Genomic DNA, 13602 nt, shown 5'->3' with positions numbered 1-13602 from the left:
AGCGTGATTATTTTAATTATGTATCAATCGACACATAATTAAGGAACCACTCATGTCATACTCACTTGCAGGAAAACACGCGCTGGTCACCGGCGCGAGTCGTGGTCTGGGGAAAGCGATTGCCTTAACGCTGGCGCGCGCCGGGGCGGATGTCGCCATCACCTGGGAGAAATCAGCGGAGAAAGCCGAAGCAGTTGTCGCAGAAATCCGCGCCCTCGGGCGTAACGGCGTTGCTATTCAGGCTGACAGCGCCAGGCCGGAGGCGGCACGTGCGGCGGTTGCGCAGACGGTAGAACAACTGGGCGGGCTGGATATTCTGGTCAATAACGCCGGGATTGCGCGCGGCGGTTTGCTGGAAACGATGTCGCAGGAAGATATCGATGCGTTGATCAATGTGAATATTCGCGGGGTGGTCTATACGACACAGGCGGCCATCGCCCATCTGCCAAAAGGCGGACGCATTATCAATATCGGCAGCAACCTTTCCGACCGCGTACCGCTGGGCGAGATTGCGATTTACTCAATGACCAAATCGGCGCTGAACTCGTTAACACGCGGGCTGGCGCGGGATTTGGGGCCACGCGGCATTACTGTCAATATGGTGAAACCCGGTTCGACGGAAAGTGATATGAACCCGGTGGACGGTGAGACCTCCGATGCGCAGCGCCGCTTGATCGCGCTGGGCCATTATGGTGAAGCGCAGGATATCGCCGAAGCAGTCGCCTTCCTGGCCAGCCCGGCGGCGAAGCAGATCACCGGGGCTGATATCGTGGTGGATGGCGGTGCCAACGCGTAACGCCCGCAGAGACGGCGCGTCAGCAGCAGCGCGCGCCGCCTTTACCGCCGTAGCGCGCATCCTGACGTTCGCGGAAAAACGCCTCGTAGGTCATCGGCGTCTGATCCGGGTGCGTGACGCGCATATGCTCAACGTAGTTGTCATAGTCCGGCACGCCAATCATCATCTTCGCCGCCTGGCCCAAATATTTTCCGGCTTTTGAGAGTGTATCAAACATCTTTTCCCTCCGAGAAAAGCCTCTCCCGCAAGGGAGAGGGGGAAACCATTAATGGGCGTTTTTTGCATGGCCGACAATCTGCCCAAGGTTCTCCGGCATCGGCTCGTACGGTGTCTCTTTCGCCGTCGGTTCATTCATCTTCAGCGCCGCCAGCGCGGTTTTCAGCGAGTAAAACGCCAGCACCACCACAACCACCATAAAGAAGATGGTCAACCCCGCATCAAGACGGTTGTTAAATACTAGTTGTGCCAGTTGCGACTGGGTATACTGCGCCGGAATATTGCCGCTGTCGATCATCGTCTGGAACTTATTGGCGATCGCCAGGAAGCCAACTTTGCCATCCGGACTGAAGGCTTTTTGCCATCCCGCGGTCAATGTACACACCAGCAACCAGGCGGTTGGCACTAATGCCACCCACGCATAACGCTGGCGTTTCATTTTAAACAGCACCACCGCACAAAGCATCAGCGCCATACCTGCCAGCATCTGGTTGGCGATACCAAACAGCGGCCATAAGGTGTTGATGCCGCCGAGCGGATCAACCACGCCCTGATGCAGGAAATACCCCCACGCCAGCACACACAACGCCGTCGCCAGCAGGTTGGCAGGCAGCGATTCGGTCCGTTTCAGGTTCGGCGAGATAACGCCCAGCAGATCCTGCAACATAAAGCGCGCCGCGCGCGTACCGGCATCAACTGCCGTCAAAATAAACAGTGCTTCAAACAGAATGGCGAAGTGATACCAGAACGCAACGCCCATCATCCCACCAAGTGCGCCGTGCAGGATGTACGCCATCCCCACTGCCAGCGTCGGCGCACCGCCCGCCCTTGAGATGATCGACTGCTCGCCCACTTCATTAGCAATCTGCACCAGCGCATCCGGCGTAATGGTAAAGCCCCAGCTACTGACCACCTGGGCCGCCGAGGCGACAACATCCGCCGTGCCTGCGGGTGCCAGCACTGCCATCGGGCTGTTCATTGCGAAGTAAACGCCCGGATCGATAATGCACGCCGAGACCAGCGCCATGATCGCCACAAACGACTCCATCAACATACCGCCGTAACCGATAAAACAGGCCTGCCCTTCGCTGGCAAGCATCTTAGGCGTGGTGCCGGAAGAGATCAGCGCATGGAATCCGGACACAGAGCCACAAGCGATGGTGATAAACAGGAACGGGAACAGGTTGCCGGTCCACACCGGACCGGTGCCGTCGACAAACTTGGTCAGCGCCGGCATGGTCAGCGTCGGGCGCATAATCAAAATGCCAATCGCCAGGCCAATAATGGTGCCGATTTTCAGGAAGGTGGAGAGATAATCACGCGGGGCCAGCAGCAGCCACACAGGCAGTACCGAGGCGACAAAACCATAACCCACCAGTATCCACGTCAGTTGCACGCCAGTAAAATCAAAAAACGGTGCCCAGGTCGGGCTGGCGGCAACCCAGCCGCCGGAAATAATAGCAAACACCAGCAGCACAAGGCCGATCACCGAGACTTCGCCGATGCGTCCGGGGCGCAGATACCGAATATAAATACCCATAAAAATGGCGAGCGGAATGGTGAATGCTACGGTGTAGGTGCCCCACGGGCTATGGGTCAGCGCTTTGACGACAATCATCGCCAGTACCGCGAGGATAATCACCATGATCATAAAAGTCGCCACCAGCGCAATCACGCCGACGGTCGATCCCATCTCTTCTTTTACCATCTCACCGAGCGAACGGCCATCGCGACGGGTCGAGATAAACAGCACCATAAAGTCCTGCACCGCCCCGGCCAGCACCACGCCTGCGAGGATCCAAATCATACCAGGCAGATAACCCATCTGCGCCGCCAGCACCGGCCCTACCAGCGGCCCTGCCCCGGCAATTGCCGCAAAATGGTGACCGAACAGCACTTTCTTATCCGTCGGCACATAGTCGAGGCCATCGTTGTGCCGTACCGCCGGGGTCATGCGCGTCGGATCGACCTGCAGCACATTTTTGGCGATAAAAAGACCATAAAACCGATAAGCAATAAGGTAAATGCAGACGGCAGCAACCACGATCCACAGCGCATTGATCTGTTCGCCGCGATTGAGCGCGATATAGCCGAGGGCAAAGGCTCCAACGAGGGAGAGGATTGCCCAGATAAGGTATTTCCCTGGGTTGTTCATAGCGGTTATCCGTGTGAGAAACAGAGAGATGTTACATTTTGTATCTATATCAACCCACGGTTTTTAACAACTTTGGAACATGGAAAATTTGCCCTGCAGCCAGGTATTTACATGATTGTGTTAACGGGATCGCAAGAATGCCCTCTCCGCGAAAGGAGAGGGAGAAATTAGCCGAGCATGGCGGTGCTCAGGCGGCAGGTACAGCAACGACGCCCCTGTTCGTCAAACACCACAATTTCCCAGCTCTGGTTTTGCCGCCCAAGATGCAACGGCTGGCAGACGCCACGCACTTTCCCCTCGGCAACCGGGCGGTGATGGGTGGCGTTTAATTCGGTGCCAACCACGCACTGGCCATCACGTGTCATCATATAGCCCGCCATTGAACCGAGCGTTTCCGCTAGCACCGCTGACGCACCGCCGTGCAGCAGGCCAAACGGCTGATGGGTGCGGTCATCGACCGGCATTTCAGCCTCGATAAAATCGTCGCCGATGCGGGTATAGAGAATAGCCAGATGCGCCACCAGTGTGTTTTCACTACTGGCATTCAGTTCCGCAAGCGTTAAGTGACGTTTCCAGATCATCTACGCCCCCAGCGTTGAACCGCCATCCACCACAATATCCTGCAGGGTGATATGGCTGGCCAGGTCGGACGCCAGAAACAGCACGGTGTTCGCCACTTCCTGTGGACGGGCGATTTTGCCCAGCGGAATGCCGAGCTTGAATTGCTCGCCAAAGCCGCGAATGCGCTGCCGTTCAGCATCATCGCTCGACCACAGCATGCGTTGCATATCGGTGTCTGTCGAACCCGGCGAAACGACATTACAGCGCACGCGGCTTGCCGCCAGTTCAAGGCCGACGGTCAACGCCAGGCTTTTCAGCGCAGCCTTCGATGCGCCATAAGCGCTCATACCGATGCGAGGCGTATGGGCTGCATCGGACGCAACTGTGACGATCGCCCCGCCCTGTTGACGGCGAAACTGCGCCATCGTCTGCTGGAACAGGTTGAACGCGCCACCGACATTCACAGCGAAGGTGCGCTGCCAGGCTTCTGCGCTCAGCGTATCCGTCGCTCCCATATGTAAAATCCCGGCGGCATTGACCAGCACATCCAGCCGTTCGTTCTGCGCCAGCAGGCGTTTGCAGACAGCCTGCGCCTGTGCGGCATCCGCAATATCCACCGTTTCACAGGAGAAGGGATAATCACGGCCAGGAAATGCCAGATCGAAGCCGATAACCTGCGCGCCCGCCGCAACAAAGGCCAGTGCGGTAGCATAACCGATACCTCTCCCGGCACCGGTCACCCACACGGTTTTGCCGGTAAAATCCAGGCAGGTCATTATTTCACCTCGCGCGAGAGTAGCGCCCACCACGCATCGATAGTCGGTTTTTTTGCCAGCATGACAAAATCGATATCGCCGTGAACCTTGCGCCAGCGGGCGGCCAGCGCCATCATGCGCACGGAATCCAGGCCGTAGTCGATCAGGTTCTCGTCATCCAGCGGCTCGTCGGATTCATCCAGCAACGGCAATACGACTGCGCGCAACGCGGCTTTGCTGCCCGGCACCGACAGCAGCTGCTGGGTGAGCACCACGCGGCCGGAACGCCCGGCGACATATTGCAACGACATCAAATGTTCTTCGCGGCTAAAATCTGCCAGCGCATCGGCCACCATAAACGGCTTGATATCTCGCATGAACGCATCCGTGGCGGTGGTCATGCAGCCAATGTGCGAATAGACCCCGGTGATCAGCAACTGGTTGCGTCCGGTCTCTTTCAGCATCTGTTCCAGCGGTGAGCGATGAAACGCGCTGTAGCGCCACTTCACCAGCACAGTATCGGCTTCATCGGGGGCCAGCCCGGCAACAATTTTCTGCTGCTCCGGCGAACGGGTCATCCCCGGCCCCCACATATCATTCAGTAACGCACGGTCCTCGTCGCTCTGCTCTTTCGGCTGCGCCGTATAGTAAACCGGGATACGGTGCTGTTTGCAGAACGTGCGCAGCGCAGCAATGTTCGCCACCACCTGCTGCATCATTGGGCAGTTATCACCCCAAAAACTGACAAAATAGTCCTGCATATCGTGAATCAGCAGCACGGCACGCGCCGGCTCAAACGGCCAACTGACCTTGTTTTCCGGGATATCAGCCGCAGCAGGCAGTGCGTAATCCTGTAATTTTGGAATAGCCATCTTCTCTCCTTTACGCGGTGGTGCGCTCAGCCAGCCACTGGCGTAACTGTTTCTTATCAACCTTGCCGACCGGCGTCAGCGGCAGTGTCTCCAGGCACTCCACGCGATCCGGTAGTTTAAATTCCGCGATGCCCTGCTCACGCAGAAAACGACGCACCGCAACGGCACGCAGCGGCGCTTTCACCACCAGGCACGCGCAGCTTTTTTCCCCCAGCAGGCTATCTTCCAGGCTCACCAGCGCGGCATGGATAACCGATTCGTGTCGCAGCAGCAGGTTTTCTATCTCCTCGGCAGCGATCTTCTCGCCGCCGCGGTTGATCTGATCTTTTTCCCGTCCCTGCACGGTGATATAGCCCTGCCCATCAATCGAAATCAGATCGCCGGAGCAGTAAAAGCCATCCACATCGAAGGCGCTGGCGTTGTGCTCGGGGCTATTGAAATAACCGCGGAAGGTGTACGGACCGCGCGTCATCAGGCGACCGACATGGTCTGGCGGCAGCCGGTTGCCATGTTCATCCGCCACCCATACTTCATCATCCGGACACATCGGGCGACCCTGCGTATGGATAATGCGATCAAAGGAATCGTCCAGCCGGGTGTAGTTCACCAGTCCTTCAGCCATGCCAAATACTTGCTGCAACTGGCAACCGATCTCTGCCGGAATACGCGCCGCCAGCGTTGCTGACAGACGCGCGCCGCCAACCTGCAACAGTTTGAGCGATGCCAGTTGCGCATTGCTGGCCCCTTCGGCAATTGCCTGCAACCACAGGCTCACCGCAGGTGGCACCAGCGCAGTCACGGTGATCTGATGTTTTTCAATCAGTGGAAAGCAGAGCGTGGCGCTCGGATCGGCGGCCAGCACCACGCAACCTTGCGCAAGGAAGACGCCCAACGCGCCGGGAGAACTCATCGGGTAGTTGTGCGCTGCGGGCAGCGCGCATAGATAGCGGGTTTGCGCGGTGAAACCGCAGATCTCGTTGCTGCGCGCAATGCTGTAGTAATAATCGTTGTGGGTGCGTGGAATAAGCTTCGGCATACCGGTACTGCCGCCGGAAAGTTGGAAAAAGGCGACTTCCCCGGCCGGGGTCGGCGTGGCGACGAAGTTATCCGCCGGGCGGGCAATCGCCGCCTCCAGAGCGTGCTCGCCCTGTTCGCCACGCAGAAGTACGACGCGAACCGAATCCAGCGTGCGAATAAACGCGTCGTCGGCAAACAGCGCATGATCGCGATCGGCAATCAACAGTGCCGGTTTGAGCTGTGCGGCATAAGCCGTCAGTTCGCTGCGCTGATGGCTGAACAGCGCGTTCACCGGTGCAACGCCGAGTTTCAGCAGGGCAAACAGCGTGATATAGAACTCCGCCACATTACCCAGGTGCACCAGCGCGGTCTGGCCGCGTGCGATCCCCTGCGCCTGTAAGCTGCACGCCAGGTTATTGGAAGCCTGATGCAGTTGGCGGTAGCTCAACGGGCGCTCGCCGTCAATAACCGCTGTCGCATCGCTGTGCGCATGGCGGGTCAAAATGTCAGTCAGTGGCAGATCCTGCCAGTACCCTTTTTCACGGTAACGGCAGGCGAACGCTTCTGGCCAGCGGGTAAAAGGAATAGTCATCTTCGCTCCTCAGTGCAGACCAAATGCGTTCAGCATGGTGGTCAGTTTCACCCCGGTTTCGCGCCACTCCGCCAGCGGTGAGGAAGCGGGCACAATACCGGCACCGGCAAATAACCGGACGTGATTTTCATGAATGCGGGCGCAGCGGATGGTCACTACCCACTCGCCATTTCCTTCGTCATCGCACCAGCCGACAATGCCGCCGAACAGTTCACGGTTGAACGGTTCCAGCTCGGCAATCAGCTTTTTCGCCACCTGATGCGGAAAACCGCTCAGCGCAGGCGTCGGGTGCAGTAAGCAGGCGAGCGTCAGGGCGTTTTCCCCCGCCAGCGCTGTGCCTTCAATTGGCGTCGCCAGATGCCACAACGTCGGCGTGGCCACCAGTTGCGGTGAATCCGGTAAGGTCAGAGAGCGGCTGCGCGGTTGCAGCACTGTTTTCATCGCCTGCGTCACCAGATCGTGCTCATGACGGTCTTTTTCCGAGGCCAGCAACGTGTTGCCCGCTTCGCGATCCAGCATGTCAGCTGGCTGGCGACGGGCTGAACCGGCCAACGGCAATGAACTGAAATGGTCGCCCTCTTTGCGCAGCAGCAGCTCCGGGCTGGCGCCAAGTAGCGCGCCGCCATCCGGCAACGGAACGTGGAAGTTGAAACTGGCCGGGTTCTGGGCAATCAGTCGCTCCAGCAATACGCCACTGTCAATGCAGCTGTCGGCCGCAATATCTATCAGGCGCGAGAGCACCACTTTGTCCACTTCCGGTGTGGCAGTCTTTTGCGCCGCGCGCGCCACCATCTGCATGAAGGTTTCTTGCTGCGGAATTTCGCGTTGCTCGATAATATTCGGCATGTTGCTGGCGCTGAAACAACGGGAAGAACGCAGGCGCGCCGGGCGAGAGAAGGTTTGCCATGACGCCGGAATGAACAGCGCAGAAGGTTGCGTGGTATCGAACGGGATCGCGCCAACCATCACCGGCCGGACAACACCCTGCGCTTTCGCATCGGCAAAGGCTTGCACCAGTTTGGTCTGGAAAGCGCTATCTGGAGAATCACCATCAACGGCGGGTTCAGAGAAACGGGTAACGTACCCGGAGGTTATAAAACTACGGTACGGCGACATAAACAAAAACTGATCTGCGGCCAGAGTCTTCGCAGACTGCTGGATATCCTCAGCCAGGGACATATCCATATCATCCTCCCAACAATCGTAATTGATATTAATAATGATTATCATTTGTGTTTTGTTGCAATAAGATAAAAAGTTATTCCCTGCGCTGTCAACAGCAGATTCTTCTTCTGCACCGCTAGTGCTTGCATCCCCTTCATATAATAATGAAAATGAGAATCATTAACCTCAACGAAAACAGGACGCAATCCGTGAGATTTTCTTTTTTGTTCCGTAAATCCTTAGTGCTTCTGGGTATTTTTGTTTCAGGATTAACCTCAGCGACCGCCGCTGACTGGCCTCGCCAGGTCACCGACAGCCACGGTACGCATCAGATCGACAGTAAGCCGCTGCGCATTGTGTCAACCAGCGTCACCCTTACCGGATCGTTGCTGGCGATTGACGCACCAGTGATTGCCAGTGGTGCGACCACGCCGAATAATCGTTTTGCCGACGCGCAGGGCTTTTTGCACCAGTGGGGAGACGTGGCGAAACGACGCAACGTCGCGCGTCTTTACATTGGTGAACCGAATGCGGAGGCCGTTGCCGCGCAGATGCCGGATTTGATCCTCATCAGCGCCACCGGCGGCGATTCTGCCCTTGCCCTGTACGATCAGCTTTCCACCATCGCGCCGACGCTGGTCATCAATTACGACGATAAAAGCTGGCAGTCGCTGCTCACCCAACTGGGTGAAATCACCGGTCAGGAAAAACAGGCCGCTGTGCGCATCAGCGAATTCAACCAGCAACTGGCCGACGTCAAAGCGCGGATGAAACTACCACCGCAGCCGGTTACTGCGCTGGTCTATACCCCCGCTGCGCACAGCGCCAACCTGTGGACCCGCGACTCCGCGCAGGGCCAATTGATGCAGCAACTGGGCTTCGTCCTTGCGCCGTTACCAGCTATGCTGCAAACCAGCCAGAGCCAGGGTAAACGCCACGATATTGTGCAACTGGGCGGAGAAAACCTTGCCTCCGGGCTGAACGGTGAAGCGCTGTTCTTATTCGCCAGCGATCAAAAAGATGCCGATGCGCTGAGCGCGAATCCACTGCTGGCACATCTGCCTGCGGTACAGAACAAACGCGTTTACGCCCTCGGTGCAGAAACCTTCCGTCTGGACTACTACAGCGCCACCCGCGTGTTGCAGCGTTTCGCGGCGCTGTTTGGTTAACCTGTTTGTCGGATGGCGGCTACGCCGTGTACACACCTTGTCGGCCAGTACGCGGTAGCGCCATCCAGCTGTAGGCTTTCTATGCGGCAGACTGCGTTTGACGAAAACGGCGCAGCTCGCCGAGCATCACCACCAACACTAAACCGATCGCCGCCAGTACCAGCCCACCTATACTCGCCGATGAGGCGGGCGTCATTATCGATCCCATCGCCCCCAGCAACGCCGCGCCAATCGCATCGCCCGTCACGTTCTGCGCGGTCCACAGGCCGTTGATGCGCCCGAGCATCGCTTCTGGCGTCTGGGTTTGCAGCAGAGTGTATTGCAACAGTGAACTCACGGCAGTTAGCCAGCCGCCTAACGCCAGTAGCAGCACACCGAGCGCCCACACTGGCATCAGGCTGAACAGCCCTACCGCGACAAAAGCGCCGACGTTGGTCATCAGCATAATCACGCCAGGCCACTCGCTGTGCGCCAGCTTGCCGCTGGTCAACGCCCCGATCGCCGCACCAAAAGGTAATGCGGCATACAGCAGACCGATTTCCGCCGCCGACATGTTCCAGCTCATCGCCAGCGCCGGATAAAGCACGCGCACCGCACTGGCCATGGTTAACAGCCCGCCGAGCAGCGCAATCCCGCCAATCAACGGGTTACGAAATAAAAATTGCAGTGCTGTCAGCAGCGATTTCAGCGGATGCTCGCGCGGCTGTGGTGGTGGTGGCAGCGCAGGCAGGCTGAGTAATGGCAACAGGGTGATAAACGTCCCCGCCGCCGCCAGGCCGTAGTTCCACACCACACCGCCCGAGGCCAGCAGCAGACCGCCGCACATCGGTGAAATCACCGAGCCCAGACGTACCGTCAGCATGGTGATCGCACCCGCGTGCATCAGATTTTCCCGCCCAACCAGCGCAGGCGTTGCCGCCAGCAGCGCTGTCACGCCAAGTGCGCCGAAAAAACCGTCCCACAAACCAAGCAAGTAGATCGCCGCCAGCGAAGGCTCCGCCAGTTGTGCGTTCAGACACAGTCCGATAAACCCAACGCCGCAGGTGGAGCGCGCCAGTAAAATCAGTTTCTTACGTTCATAGCGATCCGCCAGTACGCCGCCAAACATCAGGCCAACAAACATTGCCGAACCCGTCAGCGTGACCGATAACCCCACCTGCCAGCTGGAGTGGGTCATGGTCTGAATCTGCACCGGCACCGCTACGCCAAGCAGGCCCAGCGATAAAATCGAGATAAAACGCGCCAGAAACACCGCACGAAAAGCCGGATGCGTGCGCAGCAGGCTAAGGTTCAACAGCCAGGATTGTTGTTTCATCACAGCACCTTAAATACGTACTTTTTATGTCCATATGCTGGTTTCGCATGTTAACATACCAAAACGAGATCGATAACGATAATTACTATCATTATCATGTTTTGGACGTTCTTATGTCGTGTTCTGCTTTTCCGGCGCGCCCCTTTGCACTCGCCGGACTATTGATACTGCTTATTGTCGCCGCCACACTCAGCCTGTTTATTGGTGCCAGGCCGATGCCTGCCACCGTGGTGTTCGACGCGCTCTTTGGTGCCTGCCAGAGCGCAGACTGCACCGTAATTCGTGATGCGCGCCTGCCACGCACGCTGGCAGGTCTGCTGGCCGGTGGCGCGCTGGGGCTTGCCGGTGCGTTGATGCAAACCCTCACCCGTAATCCACTGGCCGATCCCGGTTTACTTGGCGTTAACTCCGGTGCCAGTTTCGCCATTGTGCTCGGCGCGGCACTGCTCGGGATTTCATCTCCGGTGGAACAATTACTGCTGGCGTTTTGCGGCGCACTGTCCGCGTCGCTGTTGGTGGCCTTTACCGGCAGCCAGGGCGGCGGGCAACTCAGTCCGGTGCGTTTGACGCTGGCGGGGGTGGCGCTTGGCGCTGTGCTGGAAGGGCTCTCCAGCGGGATTGCGCTGCTGAATGCCGACGTCTATGACCAGTTACGATTCTGGCAGGCCGGATCGCTGGATATCCGCACCCTGCAAACGTTGAAAATAGTGATAATTCCGGTGCTACTGGCGGCGGCGATCGCGCTGGTGCTGAGCCGCTCGCTCAACAGTTTGAGCCTCGGCAGCGATACCGCCACGGCACTTGGCAGCAGGGTGATGCGCACGCAATTACTCGGGTTAGTCACCATTACGGTGTTGTGTGGCAGCGCGACGGCGGTGGTCGGCCCGATTGCCTTTATCGGCCTGATGATGCCGCACATGGCGCGCTGGCTGGTGGGCGCAGATCACCGCTGGTCGCTGCCGATCACATTGCTTGCGACACCAGCATTGTTGTTGTTCGCCGATATTATTGGCCGTCTGATTGTGCCCGGAGAGCTGCGCGTATCGGTGGTCAGCGCCTTTCTCGGTGCGCCGGTACTGATTGTTCTGGTGCGCCGCGCACGCGGGGGTGGCCTGTGATTTCCCCCTCCCGTCGTTTAGTCATCAGTTGCTTGCTGATGGTGTTTTGTACCGTACTGATGGCGGTCTGGAGCCTGCGCAGCGGCGCAGTGACGCTGGCATTGACCGAGGTGATACAGGCATTAACTGGCGATGCGCCACACGCGCTTCAACGTATGGTGACGGAGTGGCGTTTACCACGCGTCCTGTTGGCGCTGCTGGTTGGCGCCGCGCTCGGCGTCAGCGGCGCGATTTTTCAATCGCTGATGCGCAACCCGTTAGGTAGCCCGGATGTGATGGGTTTTAACACCGGTGCGTGGAGCGGCGTGCTGGTGGCGATGGTGCTGTTTGGTCAGCATTTAACCGCCATTGCGCTGGCGGCGATGGCGGGCGGTATGCTCACCTCGCTGGTGGTCTGGCTGCTGGCCTGGCGCAATGGCATTGACACCTTCCGCCTGATTATTGTCGGCATTGGTGTGCGTGCGATGCTAGTGGCGTTCAATACCTGGCTGCTATTGCGGGCGTCGCTGGAAACCGCCGTCACCGCCGGGCTGTGGAATGCGGGCTCGTTGAACGGTATGACCTGGGCGAAGACGCTGCCTTCTGCGCCAATCATTATGCTGATGTTTGTGTGCGCCGCCCTGCTCACCCGCCGGATGCGATTGCTGGAGATGGGTGACGACAGCGCCTGCGCGCTCGGCGTCAGCACCGAGCGTTCGCGCTTGATGTTAATGCTGGTCGCGGTGGCGTTGACGGCGGCAGCTACCGCGCTGGCGGGGCCGATTTCATTTATCGCGCTGGTAGCACCGCATATCGCCCGGCGCATCAGCGCCACCACCCGTTGGGGTTTAACACAGTCGGCTCTGTGCGGCGCGCTGCTGCTATTGCTGGCGGATTTTATCGCCCGGCAAGGGTTTACGCCTTATCAGTTGCCGGTGGGCGTGGTCACCGTCAGTCTTGGCGGTATCTACCTTATCGCCTTGTTAATTCAGGAGTCCCGCAAGAAATGACCGATTTATCTTCCCGTTTGCACGGCGCAGATTTAATGCTGGGTTATGGCAAAAAAATCATTGCTGAGCAGCTAAACGTTGCCATTCCCGACGGCCATTTCACCGCCATTATCGGCCCCAACGGCTGCGGTAAATCAACGCTGCTGCGAACGCTGAGCCGGCTGATGACACCCGTGCAGGGGCATGTTTATCTTGATGGCGAGCAGATCCAGCGCTTCGCCAGCAAAGAAGTGGCGCGTCGCGTCGGGCTGCTGGCACAAAACGCCACCACGCCGGATGATATCACCGTGCAGGAACTGGTTGCACGCGGGCGCTATCCGCATCAGCCCCTATTCACCCGCTGGCGTAAAGAGGATGAAGACGCTGTGGCGCGGGCGATGAAAGCCACCGGCGTCGATTCGCTGGCCAGCCAGAGTGTCGATACGCTCTCCGGCGGCCAGCGGCAGCGGGCATGGATTGCGATGGTGCTGGCGCAGGAGACGGCCATCATGCTGCTCGACGAACCTACAACCTGGCTTGATATCAGCTACCAGATCGATCTGCTGGAGCTATTAAGCGAGCTGAACCGCAAGCAGGGTTATACGCTGGCGGCGGTGCTGCATGATTTGAATCAAGCCTGCCGCTACGCCACGCATCTGATTGCGCTGCGCGATGGCAAAATTGTCGCGCAGGGCGCGCCAAAAGAGATCGTTACCGCCGAGCTGATAGAAACGGTCTACGGCCTGCGCTGCATGATCATTGACGATCCGGTGGCATATACACCGCTGGTGGTACCACTGGGACGCAGCGGAATTTTCCCCTAAGGATATGTCACTCCAGAAGTATTGTTCCGTTCATCTGGTATTCAAGAGTTTCAGAAAACTCACAGTGAACGGAACCGTTC

13 protein-coding genes are annotated in these 13602 nt (G+C 58.2%); 5 read left to right on the top strand and 8 right to left on the bottom strand.

Annotated elements, in window-relative coordinates; genetic code table 11:
- Positions 1-52: 52 nt before the first annotated feature.
- Entirely contained in the window at positions 53-796 is a 744-nt protein-coding gene (locus BM427_RS01930; RefSeq protein ID WP_090118713.1) for an SDR family NAD(P)-dependent oxidoreductase, read from the top strand.
- Between the two features lie 19 nt (positions 797-815).
- Here BM427_RS01930 and BM427_RS01925 read toward each other — a convergent pair whose 3' ends face one another.
- The 7 genes from BM427_RS01925 to entC all read right to left on the bottom strand — a co-directional run bounded on the left by BM427_RS01925 (position 816) and on the right by entC (position 8149).
- A complete protein-coding gene (locus BM427_RS01925; protein ID WP_090118712.1) occupies positions 816-1013 on the bottom strand; it encodes a YbdD/YjiX family protein in 198 nt (65 codons plus the stop codon).
- Between the two features lie 48 nt (positions 1014-1061).
- The gene (gene cstA / locus BM427_RS01920; protein ID WP_090118710.1) at positions 1062-3167 is read right to left on the bottom strand and encodes a pyruvate/proton symporter CstA; all 2106 of its coding nucleotides are present in this window, start codon (positions 3165-3167) and stop codon (positions 1062-1064) included.
- Between the two features lie 167 nt (positions 3168-3334).
- Positions 3335-3748, bottom strand: a complete 414-nt coding sequence (gene entH / locus BM427_RS01915) for a proofreading thioesterase EntH (RefSeq protein WP_090118707.1) — start codon at positions 3746-3748, stop codon at positions 3335-3337.
- The gene (gene entA / locus BM427_RS01910; protein ID WP_090118705.1) at positions 3749-4504 is read right to left on the bottom strand and encodes a 2,3-dihydro-2,3-dihydroxybenzoate dehydrogenase EntA; all 756 of its coding nucleotides are present in this window, start codon (positions 4502-4504) and stop codon (positions 3749-3751) included. It abuts the gene before it with no gap.
- Entirely contained in the window at positions 4504-5355 is an 852-nt protein-coding gene (locus BM427_RS01905) for an isochorismatase (RefSeq protein WP_090118703.1), read from the bottom strand. Before BM427_RS01905 ends, entA begins: the two co-directional genes overlap by 1 nt.
- A gap of 10 nt (positions 5356-5365) precedes the next feature.
- Positions 5366-6964, bottom strand: a complete 1599-nt coding sequence (gene entE / locus BM427_RS01900; protein WP_090118701.1) for a (2,3-dihydroxybenzoyl)adenylate synthase EntE — start codon at positions 6962-6964, stop codon at positions 5366-5368.
- A 9-nt stretch (positions 6965-6973) separates the two neighbouring features.
- Positions 6974-8149, bottom strand: a complete 1176-nt coding sequence (gene entC, locus BM427_RS01895) for an isochorismate synthase EntC (protein ID WP_090120644.1) — start codon at positions 8147-8149, stop codon at positions 6974-6976.
- A 188-nt stretch (positions 8150-8337) separates the two neighbouring features.
- Between entC and fepB the strand changes: the two genes are divergently transcribed.
- Positions 8338-9297: a Fe2+-enterobactin ABC transporter substrate-binding protein gene (gene fepB / locus BM427_RS01890; RefSeq protein ID WP_090118700.1), complete on the top strand. Its 960-nt coding sequence runs from the start codon at positions 8338-8340 to the stop codon at positions 9295-9297.
- Between the two features lie 79 nt (positions 9298-9376).
- Here the strand turns inward: fepB and entS are convergent, their stop codons facing one another.
- On the bottom strand, positions 9377-10612 hold the full coding sequence (gene entS, locus BM427_RS01885) for an enterobactin transporter EntS (RefSeq protein ID WP_090118698.1): 1236 nt from the start codon (positions 10610-10612) through the stop codon (positions 9377-9379).
- A 113-nt stretch (positions 10613-10725) separates the two neighbouring features.
- On the opposite strand from entS, the gene fepD reads away from it, so the two are divergent.
- From fepD to fepC, 3 genes are read left to right on the top strand one after another with little or no spacing between them, the layout of a single operon-like run.
- Complete coding sequence (fepD, locus tag BM427_RS01880; protein WP_090120642.1) at positions 10726-11730, top strand: Fe(3+)-siderophore ABC transporter permease; 1005 nt, start codon at positions 10726-10728, stop codon at positions 11728-11730.
- Positions 11727-12719, top strand: a complete 993-nt coding sequence (gene fepG / locus BM427_RS01875; protein ID WP_090118696.1) for an iron-enterobactin ABC transporter permease — start codon at positions 11727-11729, stop codon at positions 12717-12719. Before fepD ends, fepG begins: the two co-directional genes overlap by 4 nt.
- Positions 12716-13522 carry an iron-enterobactin ABC transporter ATP-binding protein gene (fepC, locus tag BM427_RS01870; protein WP_090118695.1) on the top strand — a complete coding sequence of 269 codons (807 nt, stop codon included), beginning with the start codon at positions 12716-12718 and terminating at the stop codon, positions 13520-13522. Before fepG ends, fepC begins: the two co-directional genes overlap by 4 nt.
- The last annotated feature ends 80 nt before the right edge of the window (positions 13523-13602 follow it).

This window comes from Kosakonia arachidis (assembly GCF_900116535.1).
GTDB classification, from domain to species: Bacteria; Pseudomonadota; Gammaproteobacteria; order Enterobacterales; family Enterobacteriaceae; genus Kosakonia; species Kosakonia arachidis.
Note: the sequence above shows the minus strand (reverse complement) of the source record. Positions and strands in the feature narration are given on the sequence as shown.

Excerpts from the sequence above, each read along its gene's own strand:
- BM427_RS01930 (WP_090118713.1), top strand. The coding sequence starts at position 53 with ATGTCATACTCACTTGCAGGAAAACACGCGCTGGTCACCGGCGCGAGT.
- BM427_RS01925 (WP_090118712.1), bottom strand. The coding sequence starts at position 1,013 with ATGTTTGATACACTCTCAAAAGCCGGAAAATATTTGGGCCAGGCGGCG.
- cstA (WP_090118710.1), bottom strand. The coding sequence starts at position 3,167 with ATGAACAACCCAGGGAAATACCTTATCTGGGCAATCCTCTCCCTCGTT.
- entH (WP_090118707.1), bottom strand. The coding sequence starts at position 3,748 with ATGATCTGGAAACGTCACTTAACGCTTGCGGAACTGAATGCCAGTAGT.
- entA (WP_090118705.1), bottom strand. The coding sequence starts at position 4,504 with ATGACCTGCCTGGATTTTACCGGCAAAACCGTGTGGGTGACCGGTGCC.
- BM427_RS01905 (WP_090118703.1), bottom strand. The coding sequence starts at position 5,355 with ATGGCTATTCCAAAATTACAGGATTACGCACTGCCTGCTGCGGCTGAT.
- entE (WP_090118701.1), bottom strand. The coding sequence starts at position 6,964 with ATGACTATTCCTTTTACCCGCTGGCCAGAAGCGTTCGCCTGCCGTTAC.
- entC (WP_090120644.1), bottom strand. The coding sequence starts at position 8,149 with ATGGATATGTCCCTGGCTGAGGATATCCAGCAGTCTGCGAAGACTCTG.
- entS (WP_090118698.1), bottom strand. The coding sequence starts at position 10,612 with ATGAAACAACAATCCTGGCTGTTGAACCTTAGCCTGCTGCGCACGCAT.
- fepD (WP_090120642.1), top strand. The coding sequence starts at position 10,726 with ATGTCGTGTTCTGCTTTTCCGGCGCGCCCCTTTGCACTCGCCGGACTA.
- fepC (WP_090118695.1), top strand. The coding sequence starts at position 12,716 with ATGACCGATTTATCTTCCCGTTTGCACGGCGCAGATTTAATGCTGGGT.